Origin of the sequence: Streptomyces sp. CRCS-T-1 (assembly GCF_024442335.1) — a bacterium.
GTDB lineage: Bacteria > Actinomycetota > Actinomycetes > Streptomycetales > Streptomycetaceae > Streptomyces > Streptomyces koelreuteriae.
On the sequence record NZ_CP101651.1, the window covers coordinates 2,960,207 to 2,980,155 of the forward strand.

At 71.3% G+C, this 19,949-nt stretch carries 18 protein-coding genes; 7 read left to right on the forward strand and 11 right to left on the reverse strand.

From position 1 onward, the window contains the following. Nucleotides 1-18: 18 nt before the first annotated feature. Nucleotides 19-1,365, reverse strand: a complete 1,347-nt coding sequence (locus NNW99_RS13025; RefSeq protein ID WP_215119105.1) for a DUF6716 putative glycosyltransferase — start codon at nucleotides 1,363-1,365, stop codon at nucleotides 19-21. 198 nt (nucleotides 1,366-1,563) lie between these two features. On the opposite strand from NNW99_RS13025, the gene NNW99_RS13030 reads away from it, so the two are divergent. The 4 genes from NNW99_RS13030 (at nucleotide 1,564) to NNW99_RS13045 (ending at nucleotide 6,252) form a co-directional block, all read left to right on the forward strand. Then, a complete protein-coding gene (locus tag NNW99_RS13030) occupies nucleotides 1,564-2,550 on the forward strand; it encodes a glycosyltransferase family 2 protein (protein WP_215119107.1) in 987 nt (328 codons plus the stop codon). Next, complete coding sequence (locus tag NNW99_RS13035) at nucleotides 2,550-3,881, forward strand: alpha-2,8-polysialyltransferase family protein (RefSeq protein WP_215119108.1); 1,332 nt, start codon at nucleotides 2,550-2,552, stop codon at nucleotides 3,879-3,881. Before NNW99_RS13030 ends, NNW99_RS13035 begins: the two co-directional genes overlap by 1 nt. A gap of 229 nt (nucleotides 3,882-4,110) precedes the next feature. Further along, nucleotides 4,111-5,265: an acyltransferase gene (locus tag NNW99_RS13040; RefSeq protein ID WP_215119109.1), complete on the forward strand. Its 1,155-nt coding sequence runs from the start codon at nucleotides 4,111-4,113 to the stop codon at nucleotides 5,263-5,265. A 63-nt stretch (nucleotides 5,266-5,328) separates the two neighbouring features. After that, nucleotides 5,329-6,252 (forward strand): class I SAM-dependent methyltransferase, encoded by a 924-nt coding sequence (locus NNW99_RS13045; RefSeq protein WP_215119110.1) that lies wholly within the window; start codon nucleotides 5,329-5,331, stop codon nucleotides 6,250-6,252. Between the two features lie 9 nt (nucleotides 6,253-6,261). Here NNW99_RS13045 and NNW99_RS13050 read toward each other — a convergent pair whose 3' ends face one another. After that, the gene (locus NNW99_RS13050) at nucleotides 6,262-6,912 is read right to left on the reverse strand and encodes a TetR/AcrR family transcriptional regulator C-terminal domain-containing protein (protein ID WP_215119111.1); all 651 of its coding nucleotides are present in this window, start codon (nucleotides 6,910-6,912) and stop codon (nucleotides 6,262-6,264) included. A 74-nt stretch (nucleotides 6,913-6,986) separates the two neighbouring features. Between NNW99_RS13050 and NNW99_RS13055 the strand changes: the two genes are divergently transcribed. After that, nucleotides 6,987-8,402 carry an FAD-dependent oxidoreductase gene (locus NNW99_RS13055; RefSeq protein WP_215119112.1) on the forward strand — a complete coding sequence of 472 codons (1,416 nt, stop codon included), beginning with the start codon at nucleotides 6,987-6,989 and terminating at the stop codon, nucleotides 8,400-8,402. A 34-nt stretch (nucleotides 8,403-8,436) separates the two neighbouring features. Here the strand turns inward: NNW99_RS13055 and leuE are convergent, their stop codons facing one another. Continuing rightward, entirely contained in the window at nucleotides 8,437-9,090 is a 654-nt protein-coding gene (leuE, locus tag NNW99_RS13060; RefSeq protein ID WP_215119114.1) for a leucine efflux protein LeuE, read from the reverse strand. A 108-nt stretch (nucleotides 9,091-9,198) separates the two neighbouring features. Beyond that, nucleotides 9,199-10,779, reverse strand: a complete 1,581-nt coding sequence (locus tag NNW99_RS13065; protein ID WP_215119116.1) for a methylmalonyl-CoA mutase — start codon at nucleotides 10,777-10,779, stop codon at nucleotides 9,199-9,201. Nucleotides 10,780-10,930: 151 nt separating this feature from the next. Here NNW99_RS13065 and NNW99_RS13070 point away from each other — a divergent pair, with 151 nt between their 5' ends. After that, nucleotides 10,931-11,809: a L,D-transpeptidase family protein gene (locus NNW99_RS13070; protein ID WP_215119117.1), complete on the forward strand. Its 879-nt coding sequence runs from the start codon at nucleotides 10,931-10,933 to the stop codon at nucleotides 11,807-11,809. Between the two features lie 165 nt (nucleotides 11,810-11,974). Here the strand turns inward: NNW99_RS13070 and NNW99_RS13075 are convergent, their stop codons facing one another. The 6 genes from NNW99_RS13075 to NNW99_RS13100 all read right to left on the reverse strand — a co-directional run bounded on the left by NNW99_RS13075 (nucleotide 11,975) and on the right by NNW99_RS13100 (nucleotide 17,804). After that, nucleotides 11,975-13,081 carry a hypothetical protein gene (locus NNW99_RS13075; protein ID WP_215119118.1) on the reverse strand — a complete coding sequence of 369 codons (1,107 nt, stop codon included), beginning with the start codon at nucleotides 13,079-13,081 and terminating at the stop codon, nucleotides 11,975-11,977. Continuing rightward, nucleotides 13,081-13,755, reverse strand: a complete 675-nt coding sequence (locus NNW99_RS13080; protein ID WP_215119119.1) for an RNA polymerase sigma factor — start codon at nucleotides 13,753-13,755, stop codon at nucleotides 13,081-13,083. Before NNW99_RS13080 ends, NNW99_RS13075 begins: the two co-directional genes overlap by 1 nt. Before the next feature lie 360 nt (nucleotides 13,756-14,115). Further along, on the reverse strand, nucleotides 14,116-14,916 hold the full coding sequence (locus tag NNW99_RS13085) for an SDR family oxidoreductase (RefSeq protein WP_215119121.1): 801 nt from the start codon (nucleotides 14,914-14,916) through the stop codon (nucleotides 14,116-14,118). After that, nucleotides 14,913-15,830 (reverse strand): helix-turn-helix transcriptional regulator, encoded by a 918-nt coding sequence (locus tag NNW99_RS13090; protein ID WP_215119122.1) that lies wholly within the window; start codon nucleotides 15,828-15,830, stop codon nucleotides 14,913-14,915. Before NNW99_RS13090 ends, NNW99_RS13085 begins: the two co-directional genes overlap by 4 nt. A gap of 100 nt (nucleotides 15,831-15,930) precedes the next feature. Continuing rightward, on the reverse strand, nucleotides 15,931-16,695 hold the full coding sequence (locus NNW99_RS13095) for a cyclase family protein (protein ID WP_215119123.1): 765 nt from the start codon (nucleotides 16,693-16,695) through the stop codon (nucleotides 15,931-15,933). After that, nucleotides 16,692-17,804: a DMT family transporter gene (locus NNW99_RS13100; protein WP_251057773.1), complete on the reverse strand. Its 1,113-nt coding sequence runs from the start codon at nucleotides 17,802-17,804 to the stop codon at nucleotides 16,692-16,694. Before NNW99_RS13100 ends, NNW99_RS13095 begins: the two co-directional genes overlap by 4 nt. Nucleotides 17,805-17,905: 101 nt before the next feature. On the opposite strand from NNW99_RS13100, the gene NNW99_RS13105 reads away from it, so the two are divergent. Then, nucleotides 17,906-18,826: a LysR family transcriptional regulator gene (locus NNW99_RS13105; protein WP_215119127.1), complete on the forward strand. Its 921-nt coding sequence runs from the start codon at nucleotides 17,906-17,908 to the stop codon at nucleotides 18,824-18,826. A 49-nt stretch (nucleotides 18,827-18,875) separates the two neighbouring features. Here NNW99_RS13105 and NNW99_RS13110 read toward each other — a convergent pair whose 3' ends face one another. Further along, nucleotides 18,876-19,817, reverse strand: coding sequence for a ScbA/BarX family gamma-butyrolactone biosynthesis protein (locus NNW99_RS13110; RefSeq protein WP_215119128.1), 942 nt, complete (start codon nucleotides 19,815-19,817; stop codon nucleotides 18,876-18,878). Nucleotides 19,818-19,949: the final 132 nt, after the last annotated feature.

Sequence of the window (19,949 nt, forward strand, 5' to 3'; positions counted from 1 at the left end):
CAGGGGACTCGGGGCGGCTCACAGCTCGCCCATCCGCCGGATGACGGGCGCCACGCGCTGCACGCCGTGCCGGTAGGCGCCGCGCGCCGCCCGGCGCACGATCTGCCGGACCGCTCCGGGGTCCTTGTCGGCGGCGGGCGCGCCGGGCAGCGGGGTGCCGTCCGGGCCGAGGTGGTGGCGGGCGAGGATCCCGGGCAGATAGCCGGGCGCGGTGACGGGTGTGTAGTACGGGGCCAGCGGGGGCAGGCCGCCGGGCCGGCCGAGGAGCTTGGCGATGCGTTCGCGGGCCGCGTCGAAGGCGGACTCGTACGAGCCGTCCGCTGCGACGCCCTGCCGGGCGACCCACTCCTCGTCGGGCGTGGGCCGGTGCCCGGCGTCCAGCTGGTCCCAGGAGGCGAGGCAGCCGGAGCCCACGAAGTGGTGGTTGCCGAGCGACTCGCGGATGCCGAGGTCGGTCAGGACGACGGTCGGGACGCGGCGGTGCAGCGACTCCAGGGCGGCCGTGGAGCTGACCGTGACCAGCAGGTCGGTGCGGTCGAGGACCTCGCCCATGTTTCCGTAGACGAGGCGGAAGTTGTCCGGCGGATCGAGGCGCTGCACCAGCTTCTGGTACGGCAGTTCCTCGATGTGGGTGGTGTGCTCGCCCGGCTTGGAGCGCAGCTTCAGCAGCACCTCGCGCTCGGGGTGCCGGCGGGCGTGCTGCACCAGGCGGCTCAGCAGGTACGTACGGTCCTTGCGGCTGTCCGGGACGGAGGGCTGGGCGGCGAAGACGACCGTGTAGGGCTCGTGCTCACCTTCGTAGGCCGCACCGCCGAGGAAGGGCAGGGCCACCTCGGTCACGGCCGAGGCGTCGGCGCCGACCCCTTCGTAGACGGCCCGGAAGCGGTCCGCGTCCTGTCGGGAGTTGGCGAGGACGAGGTCCGCGCCGTGCCGCAGCAGCAGGCCGTCGGCGAGCTTCTCGTAGACGACACCGACGTAGCCGGTGACGACGACGGGCCGCTCGGTGCGGTCCTGCCAGACGCGCGCCAGGCCGTGCAGCATCGCCTGTACCCCGCCGCCGACGAGGGCCAGGACCAGGAGGTCGTACGACTCCTCCTCCATGGCGCGCAGGAACTCGACGGCGGTGACCTCCCGCAGCGAGTCGGCGCGCACGCCCACTTCCTCCAGCTGGCGCGGGGTGGGCGTCGCCCGGCCGCGCAGCAGGTAGCCGTCGAGGACCGGGCGGACTTGCGCGCCCTCGCGCGGTCCGGCTTCCATGGACGGGCCCGGGGCGATGCGGTCCGCGGTCAGCGCACCCCATTTCCATCGGGTGTCTGAGTCCGCGAGGACGGCGATTCGCGGGCGCTTCGGTGTACTTGCTGGCACGTCGATGACGCTAGGAAGCGAATCCGAGGTACGGCGGAACCGCGACTCAACGAAAAGTTAACAACACCCCACCGAGAGCCGAACTGGCCCGCTGGAAGGCCGGAAGTACACGTGGTGCACCGTTCTGACACATTGAGTTCACCCGGTGTACGTTCACCGGAAAGTTGCGCTGCCGGGCGGGCTCCTAACGTTTTGCAGGTGCCTAAGCTTTCCGTGATCGTGCCGTTCTACAACGTGCAGCAATATGCCCCGGACACCCTCAGAAGCCTTCGGTTGAACGCCGACCGTGATTTCGAGTTCATCCTGGTGGACGACCATTCGAAGGATGAAACCCCGGCCATTCTCGAGCGAGCGGCCGAGGAACTGTCGGACGTCGCCCAGGTGCGCTACATCCGCCATGAGGAGAACGGCGGGCTCGCCACCGCCCGGAACACCGGCCTGGACGCTGCCCAGGGCGAGTACCTGACGTTCCTGGACGGCGACGACTGGCTGGCCCCCGGCTACTTCACCGAACTGGTGTCCGCCATGGATGAGTTGGGATGCGACTTCGTGCGCACCGACCATGTGCAGGCCACCGCGCGCGCCCGTTCCGTCAGCCGGGTGCCCGTCGGCCGCCGCTGGGAGGTGTTCAGCCCGCGCGACGCCATCCTGCCCGCCCACCGCTCGACGTCGGTGGACTACGCCTACGCCTGGGCCGGCGCCTACCACCGCCGCCTCCTCGACCAGGGCGTGCTCCACTTCACCCATGGTCTGCGCACGGCCGAGGACCGGCCGTGGATCTGGAAGCTGCACCGGGAGGCGGAGTCGTTCGCCGTGGTGAGCCTGCTCGGTGTGTTCTACCGGCGCGGGGTGGCCTCGTCGCTGACCCAGATCGGTGATGTCCGCCAGCTCGACTTCATCCGGGCCTTCGACCAGGTGATCGAGGAGACCGCCGCGGACCGGGAGGCGGACCGGCTGCTGCCCAAGGCGGTGCGGACCTACTGCGCGATCATCGCGCACCACCTCTCCAACGAAGACAGGTTCGAACCGGCCGTGGCGAGGCAGCTGCGGTCGATGAGCGCGGCGGCCATCAAGCGCATGCCGCAGGACGCGCTCGGTGACGCACTGGAGGCGATGGACATGGACCGCTCGTCCAGGCTGCGGCGCCTGCGGCGCCGGGCTACCACCACGGAGGCGGCCGCCTGATGCCCGGGACCACTCAGATCTTCTGCGCCTCGACGCTGTACGGCGTCGCCACCCTGGCCGCCGCGATCGACTCGGACCTCTTCGAGGAGCCGGACCGCCGGGTGCTGCTGGTGTTCAACAACTCCGCGACCCCGGAGACCACCCCGGCCCTGGACGAGATGCCGGGCTTCGCGCCGCTGCGCGAGCACTTCGACGAGGTGCTGTCCTGGAACGAGGCGATCCGCCCCTTCCACCCCGGGGCCTGGACGCCGCGCTCCGACGACATCCCGCTGTTCGAGCGGTATCTGCGGATGCTGTGGGGCCTCGGCGACGACCGCGTGAGCCTGGTGCTGGAGTCCATCCAGGTAGCGCCCGCGCTCACGGTGGCCCAGTTGTTCACCGACGCCCCCATCGACGTCTACGCCGACGGGCTGATGAGCTACGGCCCCACGCGCAACAAGCTGGACCCGCTGGTCGGCACGCGGGTGCGGCGGCTGCTGCACCTCGATCTGGTGCCGGGGCTCACGCCGATGCTGCTGACCGAGTTCGAGGTGCCGGCGCATCTGGTGCCGTCGCCCGCGTTCCTGAAGGTGCTGGGCGAGGTCACCGAGACCGTCCCCGAGCTGCCCGACGTGCCCGGTGACGCGGCACTGCTGCTCGGCCAGTACCTGTCGGCGCTGAACATCCTCTCCCCGGAGGAAGAGGAAGACCTGCATATGCGGATGATGCGCGGCGCGGTCGCCCAGGGGCACCGCACGGTCGTCTTCAAGCCGCACCCGACCGCGCCGGCCCGTTACAGCCGCGCCCTGGAGACCGAGGCCGAGAAGCTCGGCGTGGACCTCACCGTGCTGGACACGCCCGTCCTCGCCGAGGTGCTCTTCGACCGGGCCCGGCCCGCGCTGGTCGTCGGCTGCTTCTCGACGGCGCTGTTCACGGCCTCGGCGCTCTACGACCTGCCGGTCGCGCGCATCGGCACCGAGCTGCTGCTGGAGCGGCTGACGCCGTACCAGAACAGCAACCGGATCCCCACCACGCTCGCGGACGCGCTGCTGCCCGACCTGGACGGTGGCCAGGACGGCGACGTCCTGCCGGCCGAACGGCTGTCCGGTCTGGTCACCGCCGTCGGGTTCACCATGCAGCCGCAGATCTACCCGGAGCTGCGCCCGCAGGCGGAGCGGTTCCTCGCCCGGTATCTCGGTCCGCGCACCCGGCGCTACTTCAAGAAGCGCCGTCTCACCTCGCTCGGCCTGCCCGGCGGTATTCCGCAGCGGCTGGCATTCCTGCCGCGCAATTCCACCGCACGCCGGGTGGTCCGGCGGGCCAGGGCACTGCGCAAGGCGGTACGCCGCTGAAAACGTATGCCGAGCACCGCAAAGGCGTCGGTCCCCCACAGAGGCGGACCGGCGCCTCCGCGTTTTCGCCACTGGTTTCCGACATCCAGATGAATCCCTGGAAACAGGAAGGCGAAGCCTGTTTCCGTCGAACGTTTAAGCGTCAATTCCCGCCCTAGGGTGACAGGCGGCGCCCTGCCCGCCCACAGGCGGCTCAGGTGAAGGACATACGAGCTACAGAGGTTCCAGCGTGACCGATACGGTCGTCAGCACCCACAAGCCCCGGCCCGAAGTCAGCGTGCTGGTCGAACCACCGGGAGCCACGACCGCCCCGCGGCGCAAGAAGGGCCCCGGCGGCCGGCTGCGCGCCCTGGACGGCCTGCGACTGGTGGCCGCGCTGATGGTGGCGGCGTACCACTACGGCGGCCGCGACGGTGAGGTCGGCGAGGCCTGGGGCAGCTCGCCCAAGGTCCAGTTCCCCACGCTGCACGAGTTCTTCGCCTACGGCTGCCTCGGCGTCCAGGTGTTCTTCGTGATCAGCGGGTTCGTGATCTGCATGAGCGGCTGGGGCCGTCCCCTGAAGTCGTTCTTCGCCTCCCGCGCTTCCCGGTTGCTGCCCGCCTACTGGGTGGCGGTCGCGATAGTGACCCTGGTCTTCGCCCTGCCGGTGGTGGCCTACAAGGCGGTGTCGCCGAGTGACGCGCTGGTCAATATGACCATGCTGCAGATGCCGCTGGGCGTGGACCGGGTGCTCGGGGTGTGCTGGACGCTGTGGGCGGAGGTCCGCTTCTACGCCCTGTTCGCGCTGTGCGTGGTGCTCCCGGGGGCGAGCCGCCGCCGGGTGATCATGTTCTGCGCGGGCTGGATGCTGGCGGCGGTGATCGCGGACAACGCGAACATGCCGCTGCTCGACATCGTCCTGATGCCGGAGTACGCCCCGTACTTCATCGGCGGTGTCGGCCTCTACCTCGTCCACCTCGACCGGCGGGACGCCTACGCGTGGGGCATCGTCGCCGTCAGCTGGCTGATCGGGCAGCACTACGCGGTGCAGAGCCTGTGGCACGCGGCCGGTGAGGACGGTTTCTCCTACCGCTCCTCGACCGGCATCGTCCTCGTCGTGACCTTCGGCTTCCTGGCGGTCGCCGCGATCGCCCTGGGCTGGCTGCGCTGGGCCAACTGGGGCTGGCTGACGGTGGCGGGGGCGCTGACGTATCCGTTCTACCTCGTCCACGAACACCTCGGCTGGGTGGTGATCCACGCGCTGCACAGCGGCCTGGGCCTGCCATCCGGGGCGACATTCGCGCTGACCGCGGCCTCAATGCTGCTGCTGGCGTGGCTGCTGAACCAGTATGTGGAGAAGCCCCTGACGCCACGGTTGCGGGCAGTACTGGCGAAGGATCGCTGAGCTGTTCACGGGACGTTCAACCGACCGTCGGTTCGGGCAACGCTCAGAGAGAAGGCTCGTCTCATGACCAACGCACAAGCGACCGACAAGCACCCCGGCGAACTCACGGATGTTCCGGGCTGGTTCCCCCCGCTGGACCAGATGCTGTTCACCTGGTTCCTGGAGGGGCAGCAGAAGCAGGGCATAAAGGGTGACCTGCTGGAACTCGGCGTCTACATGGGCAAGAGCGCGATCCTGCTCGGCCAACACCTCCAGAACGGCGAGAAGTTCACGGTCTGCGACCTGTTCGAGGGCGACGCCCCCGACGGGGCCAACCAGGCGGAGTCGGCGAAGTCCTACGCCTCGCTGACCCGGCAGACCTTCGAGCGGAACTATCTCTCCTTCCACGACGAGCTGCCCACGGTGATCGCCGCCCCCAGCTCCGTGGTGCCCGAGAAGGTGTCCCCTGCGAGCTGCCGCTTCATCCACGTCGACGCCTCGCACCTGTACGAGCATGTGCACGGCGACATCGGCGCGGCCCACGACATCCTGGTGCCCGAGGGCATCGTCGTCCTGGACGACTTCCGCTCCGAGCACACCCCCGGAGTCTCGGTCGCCGCCTGGGAGGCCGTCCTCAACCGGGGCCTGCGCCCGATCTGCCTCAGCACACAGAAGCTGTACGGCACCTGGGGCGACCCCGAGCCGCTCCAGGAGGAGCTGCTCGAGATGCTGCGGCTGCGCTCCGACGTCGGGCTGAGCGTGCAGTCGGCGGCCGGGCACCGGCTGGTCCGGGCCCGGTCCCGGGGCATGAAGCCGCCGCCGTTCCCGGTCTCCCGGCACTATGTGGCGCCTCCGGCCGCGGCCAAGGCCCCCGCCGCCGAGGTGACCGAGTCCCGCGCGGCGCGACCGGCCCGGCCGGCCCCGTCCCGGGCGCGCCGGCTCGCCAAGGACCTGCTGCCGCCCCTGGTCACCCGGGCCGTACGGCGGGCACGCGCGAAGCGTGCCTGACGCGGGGTGTCATGAGACCCCGTAGCGCGCCCCGATCCCGTCGATCACGAGGGCGAGTCCCTCCTCGAAGTGCTGTTCGTAGTCCTCGAAGATCTCCGCGCCCGCCTGGGCCGACAAGGGAAAGTCGGCCATCAGGCGGGCGCGTTCGTCGACGTCGTAGCCCTCGCGGCGTTCGTCCGGCAGGGGCTGCACGCCCTGCTCCTCGGTGACGAAGCCGAGCGTGTACATATAGCCCGTGGTGAGGGCGCGGACCGCCTGGGCGAGGGTGAAACCGGCGGCCGTGAACAGGCGCAGGTTCTCCTCCATCTGCCCGGCGTGCTCGATGCCGGTGAAGCGTGAGCCGCTGAACACCTTCGCGCCGTCCCGGTAGCCGAGCAGGGCCGTACGCAGTCCCCGGTTGGCCTTCAGCAGCCGTTCCCGCCAGGTGTCGGCGGGGTCGAGCGAGACGTCGGCGACCATCCGGCGGTACATCTCCGTCGCCATCTCGTCGAGCAGCGCCTGCTTGTCCTTGAAGTGCCAGTAGAGGGCGGGTGCCTTCACGTCCAGCTCCCGGGCGATGGCCCGCAGGGTCAGGCCGTCCAGTCCCACCTCGTTCAGCAGCCGCAGGGCGGTGTCCGCGACCCGCCGCCGGTCCAGGGGCTCACGTCGTTCCGTACTCACGCTTGACAACTTAACACCGTTAAGGCCACCCTCGGAAGCGAGGGAACTTAACAACGTTAAGGAGAGGGTGGATCATGGACACTGACGTACTGGTGGTGGGCGCGGGCCCGACCGGCCTGGCGCTCGGCATCGATCTCGCGCGGCGCGGTGTGAACGCGCTGGTCGTCGAGCGGGCGGACGCGCTGTTCCCCGGCTCGCGGGGCAAGGGCATCCAGCCGCGCACGATGGAGGTCTTCGACGATCTGGGTGTGCTGGACGCCATCCGCGCGGCGGGCGGTCGCTACCCGGTGGGGATGATCTGGCAGGACGGCAGGCGGGCGGGCGAGCACCGGATGTTCGACCCGGCCGAGGCGAGCGAGGACGCGCCGTACACGGAGCCGTGGATGGTGCCGCAGTGGCGCACGCAGGAGATCCTGTACGCGCGGCTGACCGGGCTCGGGGGTGAGGTGGCCTTCGGCCGGGAGTTCGTGGGCCTGACGCAGGACGCCGACGGGGTGCGCGCGGAATTCGCCTCGGGCGAGCCCGTCACCGCCCGGTACGCGGTCGCGGCGGACGGCGGCCGCTCGACGGTGCGCAGACTGCTCGGCATCGGCATGGCGGGCGAGACCCTCGACCCCAACCCGACGCTGGTGGCCGACGTCCGGATCAGCGGCCTGGACCGGGACAACTGGCACATCTTCCCGCCGGGCGGCGACAGCGACGGCTACCTCGCGCTCTGCCCGCTGGCCGGTACGGAGGACTTCCAGCTGGTGGCGCAGTTCCCGGACGGGACGGCACCGGACCTCTCCCTGGAGGGCATACGGAAGGTCGTCGCCGCCCGCACGCACCTCGCCCCCGAGAGCGTGACCGAGCTGCGCTGGGCCTCGGACTTCCGCCCCCGGGCGGCCCTCGCGGACCGCTTCCGCTCCGGGCGGGTCTTCCTCGCCGGCGACGCGGCCCATGTGCACTCCCCCGCCGGTGGCCAGGGCCTCAACACCAGCGTCCAGGACGCCTACAACCTGGGCTGGAAGCTGGGCGCGGTGCTGCGCGACGGCACGGACGCGGCCCTGCTCGACTCCTACGAGGAGGAGCGGCGTCCCATCGCCGCCGACATGCTCGGGCTGTCCACGAGCGTGCACCGCGGCGAGACCCGGAGGGGCGAGGCGACTCAGCAGCTCGGCCTCGGCTACCGGACGTCGTCGCTCACGCGGGAGACGCGCACCGACCCCGGTCCGGTGCGGGCCGGGGACCGGGCACCCGACGGGACCGTGGACGGGACCCGCCTTTTCGACGCGTTCCGAGGACCGCACTGGACGCTGCTGGCCCTGGGCGGGGCGGTGCCGCCTCTCGCCCTCGGCGAGGGGGTGGGGGTGCGGACCGTCCAGGGCCCGGCGCACGGGGCGTACGGGGCCGGGCTGTTCCTCGTACGGCCCGACGGATACGTCGGCTGGGCGGGAGACGCGCCGACCGGGGTCGCGGAGTATCTCGGCCAGTTCGGCCGGCGCGGCTGAGGCCTGGAAGGGTGCGGCCAGTGAGGGTGACGCGCTACGCGCTCGACGCCAGGGACAGCTTCACCGCGAAGCCCAGGAACAGGGCTCCCGCCGCCGAGGTGGCGCCCGCGGCGAGCCGCTTGCGGCTGCGGAACGCGGCGGCCAGCCGGGTGCCGCCGAATATCAGCGCGCTGAGGTAGAGGACGCTGGCCAGCGTGGCGAAGGTGCCGAGGACGACGAAGGAGACGGCCGGGTAGGCGTAGCCCGGGTCGACGAACTGCACGAAGAAGGCGACGAAGAACAGGATCGCCTTGGGGTTGAGGAGGCTGATGACCAGCGCCCTGCGGAAGGGCCGCTCATCGGCGGCGGCCCCGGGCGCGCCCGCGTCCACGGCCCGCTCGCGGCGGGTCCGCCACAGCCCCCAGGCGGCGCGCAGCATCCCGACCGCCAGCCAGGCCAGATATCCGGCACCGGCGTACTTCACTATCCCGAACAGCACGGCGTTCGCCTGGAGCAGCGAGGCGACCCCGGCCGCCGACAGCGTCATCAGCACCGCGTCCCCGCACCACACGCCGGCCGCGGCCCGATACGCGGTGCGTGTACCGCGTCGCGCGGCGACGGAGATCACGTACAGCGAGTTGGGGCCGGGCAGCAGGACAATCAGGACGAGGCCCACGAGGTAGGTGGGCAGATCGATGACACCGAACATGCAAAGGAGTGTCGCACGGGGGTCTGACAACGCCCCTCCCCCGGTGCCGCCGCCATCGGCCATCGGCCGCCGTCAGACAGACAGCCGCCGTCAGACATACAGCCGCCGTCAGAAGACGTCCGAGGGGACGTACGCGCCCCACACCTCCCGCAGCGCGTCGCACACCTCGCCCACGGTCGCCCGCTCCCGCAGGGCCTCCCGCATCGGATACAGGACGTTGTCCGACCCCCGGGCGGCCTTCTGCAGGGCCGTCAGCGCGGTGTCCACCGCCCGCTGGTCGCGCTCCGCGCGGAGCGCGGCCAGGCGTTCGGCCTGCCGGGCCTCGATGGCGGGGTCGACGCGCAGCGGCTCGTAGGGCTCCTCCTCGTCGAGTCGGAAGCGGTTGACGCCGACCACGACCCGCTCGCCGGAGTCGGTCTCCCGGGCGATCCGGTAGGCGCTGCGCTCGATCTCGTTCTTCTGGAAGCCGCGCTCGATGGCGCCGACAGCGCCGCCGAGTTCCTCGACCCTGGCCATCAGCGCGACGGCCGCTTCCTCGACGTCGTCGGTCATCCTCTCGACGACATAGGAGCCCGCGAAGGGGTCGACGGTAGCCGTGACATCGGTCTCGTAGGCGAGGACCTGCTGGGTGCGCAGGGCCAGGCGGGAGCTCTTGTCGGTCGGGAGGGCGATCGCCTCGTCGAAGGAGTTGGTGTGCAGGGACTGGGTGCCGCCGAGGACCGCGCCCAGGCCCTGTACGGCGACCCGGACCAGGTTCACCTCGGGCTGCTGGGCCGTGAGCTGCACCCCGGCCGTCTGCGTGTGGAAGCGCAGCATCAGCGACTTGGGGTTCCTCGCGCCGAACTCCTCCCTCATCACCCGCGCCCAGATCCGGCGCGCGGCACGGAACTTGGCGACCTCCTCCAGGAACGTCGTACGGGCGACGAAGAAGAACGACAGGCGCGGTGCGAAGTCGTCGACGTCCATCCCTGCCGCGACGGCCGTCCGGACGTACTCCACGCCGTCCGCGAGGGTGAACGCGATCTCCTGCGCGGGCGAGGCGCCCGCCTCGGCCATGTGGTAGCCGGAGATGGAGATCGTGTTCCACCTCGGGATCTCGGCCTTGCAGTACTTGAAGATGTCGGCGGTCAGCCGCAGCGACGGCTTCGGCGGGAAGATGTAGGTGCCCCGGGCGATGTACTCCTTCAGCACATCGTTCTGGATCGTGCCGGTCAGCCGGTCCGCGCCGATTCCCTGCTCCTCGGCGACGAGCTGGTAGAGCAGGAGCAGCAGGGCCGCGGGGGCGTTGATCGTCATCGACGTCGAGACCTGGTCCAGCGGGATGCCGCCGAACAGCACCCGCATGTCGTCGAGGGAGTCGATGGCGACGCCGACCTTGCCGACCTCGCCGTGCGCGAGGGGGGCGTCGGAGTCGTGGCCCATCTGGGTGGGCAGGTCGAAGGCGACGGACAGGCCCGTCGTGCCGTGGGCGATGAGCTGCCGGTAGCGGGCGTTGGACTCCGTCGCCGTACCGAAGCCGGCGTACTGGCGCATCGTCCAGGGCCGGCCCGTGTACATCGACGGGTACACGCCCCGGGTGAAGGGATACGCCCCCGGCTCCCCCAGCTTCTCCGCCGGATCCCAGCCCGCGAGGGCCTCCGGTCCGTAGACCGGCTCGATGGGCAGCCCGGACTCCGACTCACGCGTCATGGTGCGATGCCTCCCGCCGAGCAGTGGGTGGTCGGGACCTCGCTCCCCACCATGCCCCCTGGTTCGCGACGGGGCCCGCCGGGGGAACACATCTGAGGTGACATCCGGGCAGACCGGTGAGACGACAGGGGGCCGCGTGCGTACTACGGGCATGGGGAGAGCGATCACAGCGGCACTCGCCGCGCTGGCCGCACTGGCCGCGCTGCCCGGCTGCACGGTGCAGCCGCCCGACGGCGACGGAAAGCGCCGCTCACCGGTGCACATCGAGTTACCGAGCGGCACCCCGTCCCCGGCGCGCACCCCGACAGACGGCGGCGCTCCGAACGGCGGCGGCAGCAGCCCGAGTACCGCCCCCGCCCCGCCCGACGACGACAAGCCCAGTGCGGCGCCCGCCCCGCCCCGCGTGCTGTGGTCGCGCGGTGCGACCGGCCGCGACGTCCGTGAGCTCCAGGCCCGGCTGCGGCAGGTCGCCTGGCTCTTCGAGGGGCCGACCGGGACGTACGGCGAGCAGACGGAGCGGGCGGTCAGCGGCTTCCAGGGCAAGCGCGGGCTGCCGCGCACCGGGCGGACCGACACCGTCACCTGGCAGCGGCTGCTGGGGATGACCCGCGAGCCGGGCCGCTGGGATCTGTATCTGATGGGCGGCCAGCCGGCCGACCCGCCGGACCCGCGCTGCGCCAGGGGCCGGGTGCTGTGCATCGACAAGACCAGCAGGACACTGCGCTGGATGATCGACGGCCGGACCGTGTCGACGGTGGCGGTCCGCTTCGGTTCGAGCGGCACGCCGACGCGGGAGGGTGTGTTCTCGGTCTACTGGAAGTCCCGCGACCATGTGTCGACGCTCTACGACTCACCCATGCCGTACGCGATGTTCTTCAGCGGCGGCCAGGCCGTGCACTACTCGGCGGACTTCGCCGCCCGGGGCTACGCGGGGGCCTCGCACGGCTGCGTCAACGTACGGGACGAGGCGGCGATCGCGGAGCTGTACGGGCAGGTCCGCAACGGCGACAAGGTCGTCGTGTCCTGGTGAGGACGCGGGACGGAAGTGCGGGAAGTTGGGGCGCGGGCGGGACCGGGGAACGTGTCCCGCCCGCGCTCAGGTGCACGAGCCGTAGGTACGGGGGGAACCCCGGCTCTGTGCGACGGCCGATGACCAGTCGGCTCACTCATTACTGCGCCGGGGCGGCCGAAAACGTCACACCCTCGGCCAGGAGATTTTCACGGAGTACGAAACCGCAGGTCGGAGGGGTGCGAGGGACTGCCGGGTGTGGCTGCGGCGCGCGTCGTCATCGTCGTCGTTCCGGTTGTAACGGTCGCGGTCCTGCTTGCGATCCCCGTATCGGTCCCGGTCCTTTTTCTCGTCCTTGTTGTTCTCGTCCTGGTCGTTCTTGTCCTTGTTGCTCTGGTGCCTGCCCGTGCCGCTGTCCCCGTCGTAGCGGTCCGTGGAGCGGGTTCCGGTCGTGGACAGGAGGCCCTTGCAGTACTTCCACACCCGGGTGCCGCCCGCCGCGTCGCGCAGGGCGCGTCTGCGGTCGGCGTTCAGCCGCTTGCCGTCGCGGAGGTCGCGGCAGGCGGAGGCGATGTTCCCGCGGCTGTCGCCCGGGCGGTCCGACTGCTTGCCGGGGCCGGGCTTCGGGGCGGTGTCGTCGCGTGCGTCGTCCCGTCCGGAGGCACCGGCGCCGCCCGCGGCGGGGCCGCTGGAGGCGTCGTCCGGGGTGATGTCGGGGGTGGAGCCGCCCTGTACGGCGTCGCTCGGCGAGGGCGAGGCCAGCGGATGCCCGGGAGGCGAGACGGCGGCGGAGACCGAGGCACCGGGGTCGGGCTCGTCGCCGCCGAACGGCGTCAGGACTCCGGTTCCGGCCGCGACGGCGACCCCGCCGACCATGCCGACGGCCAGTACGGCGGCCAGGGCGAGGCGTGCGGGACGGGTCCAGCGGGGCCGCGGGGCGGGGGCGGAACCGCTCCCGCCGTCACTGCCGCGCGAGGTTCCGATCCGGACGAGTCCGGCGTCCACGACCTCGGCGGCGGCCTGTCCGCCCGTGGCCCCTGGGGCACCTGTGGCCGCGAGGGCCGCGGCGGCGTCGGCACGTTCCGCGCGCACCTTGCGGAAAGCGGCCATCGCCGCGGCCTCACCGGGGAGTTCCTCGCTGGTCAGCGGGGGTGACGCGGACAGCGCACCGAGCGTCCTGGCGAGTCGTTCGGCCTCGCCCCGGTCGGCGCCGTCGACAGCTTCGAGTGGCTCTCCGCTCAGCAAACGCTCCGCCGTTTCGCGGTCCAGCCACCTGTACTGCTCGTCGGCCATCACACATCCTTCTGCGTCCGCGGGACGCTATGCGTCACACCTGCGGACGTCACCGCGCCACCGCGCGGTTCTCTCTGGGGCGGCAGGGCGTCGAGCACCCCGGCTGATTCCGGATCGGCCTCCGGGTCGTCGCCGAGCAGCTCGGCGAGCCGCCGCAGACCCCGGTGTGCCGCCGTCCGGACAGCGCCCGGGCGCTTGCCGAGCGTCTCAGCGGCGGACTTCGCGTCGAGCCCCACGACCACCCGCAGCACGACCGCCTCGGCCTGGTCCTGCGGCAGCCGGGAGATCAGGGAGAAGGTGCCGTTCGTGGCGAGCGCCTCCATGGCCTCACCGGCGGTGTCGGACTCCGCGGCCCGGCCGGTCAGCTCGGTCTCGTCACCGCCGATCGCGGGCCGGCGCCCACGCATACGTATATGGTCCAGCGCACGATTTCGGGCGATACGGGCGGCCCAGCCGCGGAACCGGTCCGCGTCGCCGGTGAACCGCTCCAGGTCACGGGCTATCTGCAGCCACGCCTCGGACGTCACATCCTCGGCGTCGGGGTCGCCGACCAGCGTCCTCACATACCCGAGCAGCCGCGGGTGCACGGCTCGGTACACAGTCCGGAACGCGGTTTCATCTCCGTCCTGTGCCGCACGCACCGCGGCGGTCAGCTCCGCGTCGTCCCCCAGCACCGCACCCCTTATGCGCCTAAACCGGCGCCGCTCTCGCGGACCGGGTTCTCGCCGTCGTGGTTCCTCAATTGATGGTTGCGGTGTCAAGACCGCAGGTGGTTGCGGTGGTCTGCCGCCTCCGCGTTGGCGCGAAAGGCACGTTACGTCCTGAAACCATTCCCCGTCCATGTCCGTCCAGGATGCAACTAAGCCGTGACCCGCCAGGGTGTGACAGAAAACGCAGACATGGCGCTGTAGGAAGTACGGGCCGCCGCGCGGTCCGTACCGCGCGACGGCCGGGGCCTCTCCTGTGGGGGGTGGCGGCCCCGGCCGTTGCCACGGTTTGCCGCCGACCTTGTCGCGAGCTCTTCGCGACGGGGCTCAGTGCTGGGGCCGGGGTTTGGCCTTGGTGGCGTGGCGGGCGGCCTTGTAGGGCTCGGGCAGGAAGCGGTGTTCGAGGGCGGTGCGCTTGGTGGCGGTGTCGCCGCCGACGATCTCGGGGCGGCCTTCCATCATGGCGATGAAGCCCTGGCGGGCGACTTCCTTGCGGCTGTTCTTCTTCGCTCCGACACCGAAGGCGGTGTCGTTCATACCGGCGCGGGCATGGAAGTCGCTGTCGGTGGCGCCGGGCATCAGCGTGGTGACGGTGACGCCGCGCTCCTTGAGTTCCTCGCGCAGGCCGAGGGCGAACATGCGGGTGAAGGCGCGGGACGGGCCGTACACGGTCTCGTAGGGGGTGGGCAGGGTCGCGGACAGCGACGAGGTGATGAGGATCCTGCCTGTGCCGTGGGCTGCCATGTGCCGGGCGACGTGCTTGGCGAGGTGGACGACCGAGGTCACGTTCAGGGCGATCAGGGAGAGTTCGTCGTCCAGGTCGGTGTCGATGAACGCTCCGCCGATGCTGCGCCCGGCGTTGAGCACCGCGGCGGCCAGGGGGCGGCCGGTTTCCTCCACGGCCTTCCACACCGCCTCGACTCCGTTCGCCTCGGCGAGGTCGGCGCGGACCGGGATGACGTGGGCGCCGTCGCGGGTGAACCGCTCGGCCGCCTCGTCGATCCTCTCGCTGCGGCCGGTGGCGACCAGGTCGAAGCCGTTGGCCGCGCACAGGCGGGCGAGCTCGTAGCCGATGCCGTTGGAGGCGCCGGTGACCAGGGCCAACGGGCGGGTGGAGGGGGTGTTCACGGGCTGCTCCTGTCTTCGGAGGGGGAGGGGGAGGGAGTGGTGGCGGTGTCGTCCGGCTGGGGACGGTCGGGGCCGGGGGTGTTCCAGTCGGCGAGCAGGCGCCAGGCCTCCTCGGACGTCCGGTCCTGGGCCGGCATGTAGAGGAAGAGGGTCTGGTCGTCCTCACCGGGCGGGGTGAGCGCCTGGTAGTCGATGGTCAGCCCGCCGACCAGCGGGTGGTTGAAGCGTTTCTGGCCGTGGGTGCGGGTGAGCACCTTGTGGTCGTCCCACCAGCGAGGGAAGTGCTCGCTCTTCATCGTCAGCTCGCCGATCAGTTCGGCGGTGCGGGCGTCGTCCGGGTGGCGGCCGGCGTCCAGGCGCAGGATCGCCGTCATCTCCGCGGCCAGCCGCTCCCAGTCCACGTACAGGTCGCGGGCCTCGGGGGACAGGACGATCCAGCGGGTGAGGTTGCGCTCCCGGTAGGGCATGGCGTCGAAGTCGGCGATCAGGACCCGGCACAGGTGGTTGGTGGCCAGGACGTCGCCGCGTCTGCCGAGGATGAAGGCGGCGTGGTCGTGAAAGGAGTCCAGGAACCGCAGCAGTCCCGGGCGGGCACGCTGCACGCCGGGGGCGGTGCGCCGCGTACGGCGGCCGGGGCGGGTCTTGATCAGGTCGTGCAGGTGCGCCCGTTCCGCGTCGTCCAGCCGCAGCGCGTCGGCGACGGCGTCCAGGACGCTGTCGGAGGGGGTGATGTTCCGGCCCTGTTCCAGGCGGGTGTAGTAGTCGGTGCTCACCCCGGCGAGTTGGGCGACTTCCTCGCGGCGAAGCCCCGGTACGCGACGGTAGGCGCCGCGCTCGGGGAGGCCGACCGATGCGGGGTCGATGCGGTCCCGGCAGCGGCGCAGGAACTGGGAGAGGTCCACATTGCCGGCCATGGCTCCATCGTCCCGCCCCGGTGGGGGCGTCGCGATGGCGATGGGTGGGTCGCCGCGTCCCAGGAAGTCGCGTCCCTGAGTTACGGAGTCCGCCGCGGGCTCACTCCGAGGGATGCACGGCGAAGACCCGTGCCGGGAAGCCCGAACCTCCCTGGGGCTTGGGCCAGGTGGCGATGATCAGGGCGCCTGCCTCGGGGAGCCGGTCGAGGTTGGCCAGGAGTTCGATCTGCCAGCGGTCGCGTCCCAGGACGTAGCCCTCCAGGCTGTAGTCGCCCGAGGAGGCGGCGAGGCCCGGGTCGGTGTCGGACTGTTCGTGGCCGATGGCGGTGACGCCCGCGTCCTCGAACAGATACCGCAGCACCTCGGCCGACCAGCCCGGCGTGTGGCTGACGCCCGCCTCGTCCCGGTTGACCAGCGCCACCGGGTCCGGCCAGCGCCGGCTCCATCCGGTGCGCAGGGCGACGAACGAGCCGGACGGGATACGGCCGTTGCGCTCCTCCCATGACCGCACGTCGTCCAGGGTGGGCGTGGCATCGGGGTCGGTCTCCACCCGGGCGGTGATGTCGAGCACCACCAGCGGCAGGATCATCTCCTCGACCGGGATACGGTCCAGCGCGCGGGCCCCGGCCACGAAGTGGGAGGGCGGGTCGACGTGCGTGCCCCACTGGCCGACCAGTGTGTAGCGATGGACGGTGAAACCGTCGCCGCGCTCCAGGTCGAAGAGCGTCTCGCGCCGCTCGTCCCCGAAGCCGGGGAAGTGCGGCTGGCCCGGCCGGAAGGCATGGGTGAGGTCCGTGAACACCGCCCCCTCGGTCAGCGCGCGATACGCCGACCACAGCCGGGGCTCTGATACGCCGAAGCTCATCGTGCGTTCTCCAGGAGGGTGCGGCGAGAACCACCTGACGTGCCGCCACCGTGGGTCGGCTCCACAGCAGCCGGCTGCTCGGAGGCCAACTCCCCAGAAGCCCGCCCCTCAGCGACCAGCCCCTCGGAGCCCAGCCCACCATCCCGCGAACCCGAACCCGAACCCGAACCCGAACCCGACCCAGAACCCGACCCAGAACCCGAACCCGCCGCCCCCTTCCGCCGAGTCAGCCCCACCCCCACCAGCACCACAACCATGCCCAGCACCACCCGCACACTCAGGCTCTCGCCCAGGACCACCGCCCCCAGCAGTACGGACACGACCGGCAGCAGATACCCCACCACCGCCGCGTTCGTCGCACCCTCGTCGTTGATGATCCGGTACGTGAGATGGAAGGTGATCGCCGTGCAGAAGACGCTCAGGACGACCGCCGCGGTCACCACGGCAGGACCGACGTCGATCGACTCCAGGCCGCCCACCGGCACCACAAGGCCCGTCAGCCCGCTCGCCGCCACGAGTTGGGCGGCGGAGAGCGAGATCGTGGGGGTGCCCTTGCGGACCAGCGTGCGGCCCATGTACGTGAACGCGACGGCGTAACTGGCCGCCGCGCCGAGGATCGCGAGGGCGCCCCAGCCGGTCGCGCCGGTCGTCTGCCAGGGGGCGAAGATCACGATCGTCCCGGTGAAGCCCAGCAGCAGGCCCGCCAGCCGTACGGGACGCAGTCCGCGCTCCGAGCCGAGGGCCAGGCCGAGGGCGATCGACCAGAGCGGGGTCGTGGCGTTCAGGACACCGGCGAGACCCGAGTCGACCGTCTGCTGGCCCAGGCTGAACAGCGCGAACGGCAGCGCGTTGCAGAAGAAGGCCGCGACGGCGATGTGCCGCCAGACGGTCACGCCCCGGGGCATCCGATGGCCCGTCGCGTAACAGGCGACGACGAGGACCAGCGCGCCGAGGGCACAGCGGACGAACGTGACCTGGAGCGGGGAGAGCCCGCGCAGCGCCAACTCGATCCAGAGGAACGTCGATCCCCACAGCAGGGCGAGCACGGCCACTCGCAATCCGCCCCACAGACTCCGCGTACCGCTGTTCACGATGTTCCTCCGTCCCATGAAGCCCGCCCGGTGCGTTCTCGTCCCGGTCCTACGAAGGTGCCTCAGTCAAGCTTTGAGGACAAGCAAATGGTTCTACCTATTCTGTTAAGCTCAGCTACATGCTTGATGTAAGGCGGCTCCAGGTCCTGCGCGCGGTGGTCACCAGCGGCACGGTCACCGCCGCCGCGGCCCACCTCGGCTACACACCGTCCGCCGTCAGCCAGCAGGTGGCGGCACTGGAGAAGCAGGCCGGTACGGCACTGCTGGAGCGGATCGGCCGAGGGGTCCGCCCCACGGCCGCGGGTCTGCTGCTCACCGAGCACGCGGCCCTGATCAGCTCGGCGGTCGCGCAGGCGGAGTCCGCCCTCGCGGACCTCCGCGCCGGACGCACCGGCCTGCTGTCGGTCCGTTACTTCGCCACGGCCGGCTCCACTCTGGTGGCGCCCGCCCTGGCCCGGCTGCGCGCCGAGCACCCCGGCGTCCGCGTCGACCTCGAACTCACCGACCCGGAGGACCCGTTCCAGGAGGTGGCGCGGGGCCGGGCCGACCTGGCCGTGGTCGTCCAGGCCCGGGACCGCGCGGGCGACGGCTTCCGGCTCGTCCACCTCCTCGACGACCCGTACGCCGCCGTACTGCCGCTCGGTCACCCGCTCGCCGGCAAGGAGGTGGTCGACCTCCATGAGCTGGCCGGTGAGCAGTGGGTCGGCAGCGAGCCCCCCGGCCCCTGCCTCGAACCCGTCATCGACTCCTGCGCGGCGGCCGGCTTCAGCCCGGACTTCGTCATCCAGAGCGAGGACTACGCCACCGCGCAGGGCTTCGTCGCGGCCGGTCTCGGCGTCGGTCTGATGCCGGGGCTGGGGCTGCGCAACCAGCACCCCGGCGTCGTCGTACGCCCGGTCCGCAACCCCGAACCGGTCCGGGTGATCTCGGCGGCCGTCCGGGAGACCGCCCTCGAACAGCCCGCCCTGCGCGGCCTGCTGGACGCCCTGCGGGACGCGGCCGCCACCGCCGACCCGCCCGGCGGACCCGGGGCGGACTGACCGCCGCCCCGGGGGCGCGGATCGGCGGCGAGGACGGAAGAGGCACATGTCAGACGCGGTGGGCGGTGGAATCGGCGGGCGCGGCGGCCAGGGTCACCACGCTGGCGAAGATCTCCTTGCCGTGCTGCCGTGCGCTGATCCTGACCTGGTCCGGGTCCGCGAGCTGCTCCGCCTCCAGCCAGCAGGGGATGTCCATCTCGGCGTAGCGGACGAAGTCGTTGTCCATGCCGGTGATCGTCACCGTGTCGGGGTGGGCCGTGGCCAGCGCCGCCTGCCGGGCGGCCTCCAGCAGCAGCATGCCCGGGGCGTGGTCCACGAGGTGGTCGAAGAGGATGGGGTGGGTCGTGTCCACCCGGAGCTGCCAGCGGTCGGGCCGGTCGGTCGCGGCGAGCACCACGTCCTCGAAGCGGTCGCGGCCGAACGGGGTGAGGCCCGCCGGAGGCGGCAGCGGCACGGCGCGCGCGGTGGCCGCGGCCGCGTCGGCGTACGGGCCGCGCAGCCGGTTGTAGACGGTGCGGTCCTGGATGGTGAAGCGCGAGCGCACCGAGGCCAGCGGGCGGCCGGCGCGCTCGACGTCGACTCTCAGGGATATCGCGGACGCCCGCTCACGACGGTAGGTCACCTCGTCGCAGGTGATGTGCAGTTCCAGCTCGGCCGGCCCCCCGTCGGCATGAGCGACCGCAGGGTCGAGCGTCCAGCTGAAGTCCTTCCACAGCAGTTGGTGGCCGAACGGCACGTTGTAGGCACCGTGGGACAGCAGCGGCAGCGTCTGGCGTACGGTCTCGCTGAGCATCAGCGGGTCGTGCAGACCCAGCCGGTTGACGTAGAACGGGTGGGTGGCGGGCCAGGCGGCCGTGACCGTGAAGGCGTCGGGCGCGGTCCGCCGCCAGTTGCGCAGCAGTACTTCGTCCTGGTTCGTCTTGTGCGTAAGGACGGGCGAAACCGTCTCAAAACGGTCTTCGACACTGTGCTGGGCAAGGCTGATGGACATGGTGTTCCCCCCTGTTGCGGTGACTCTCGAAATGGGCACGCGCAGGTGAAGCGAAGGCGCTCCCGGTGACAGGACCGCGCCGACGTGAATAAAATAGAGGTCGTTCTTTTTGTTTGTCTACGGGTTGAGGGA

Excerpts from the sequence above, each read along its gene's own strand:
- NNW99_RS13035 (WP_215119108.1), top strand. The coding sequence starts at position 2,550 with ATGCCCGGGACCACTCAGATCTTCTGCGCCTCGACGCTGTACGGCGTC.
- NNW99_RS13070 (WP_215119117.1), top strand. The coding sequence starts at position 10,931 with ATGGGGAGAGCGATCACAGCGGCACTCGCCGCGCTGGCCGCACTGGCC.
- NNW99_RS13090 (WP_215119122.1), bottom strand. The coding sequence starts at position 15,830 with ATGGCCGGCAATGTGGACCTCTCCCAGTTCCTGCGCCGCTGCCGGGAC.
- NNW99_RS13095 (WP_215119123.1), bottom strand. The coding sequence starts at position 16,695 with ATGAGCTTCGGCGTATCAGAGCCCCGGCTGTGGTCGGCGTATCGCGCG.
- NNW99_RS13105 (WP_215119127.1), top strand. The coding sequence starts at position 17,906 with ATGCTTGATGTAAGGCGGCTCCAGGTCCTGCGCGCGGTGGTCACCAGC.
- NNW99_RS13110 (WP_215119128.1), bottom strand. The coding sequence starts at position 19,817 with ATGTCCATCAGCCTTGCCCAGCACAGTGTCGAAGACCGTTTTGAGACG.
- NNW99_RS13055 (WP_215119112.1), top strand. The coding sequence starts at position 6,987 with ATGGACACTGACGTACTGGTGGTGGGCGCGGGCCCGACCGGCCTGGCG.
- NNW99_RS13045 (WP_215119110.1), top strand. The coding sequence starts at position 5,329 with ATGACCAACGCACAAGCGACCGACAAGCACCCCGGCGAACTCACGGAT.
- NNW99_RS13075 (WP_215119118.1), bottom strand. The coding sequence starts at position 13,081 with ATGGCCGACGAGCAGTACAGGTGGCTGGACCGCGAAACGGCGGAGCGT.
- NNW99_RS13065 (WP_215119116.1), bottom strand. The coding sequence starts at position 10,779 with ATGACGCGTGAGTCGGAGTCCGGGCTGCCCATCGAGCCGGTCTACGGA.
- NNW99_RS13100 (WP_251057773.1), bottom strand. The coding sequence starts at position 17,804 with ATGGGACGGAGGAACATCGTGAACAGCGGTACGCGGAGTCTGTGGGGC.
- leuE (WP_215119114.1), bottom strand. The coding sequence starts at position 9,090 with ATGTTCGGTGTCATCGATCTGCCCACCTACCTCGTGGGCCTCGTCCTG.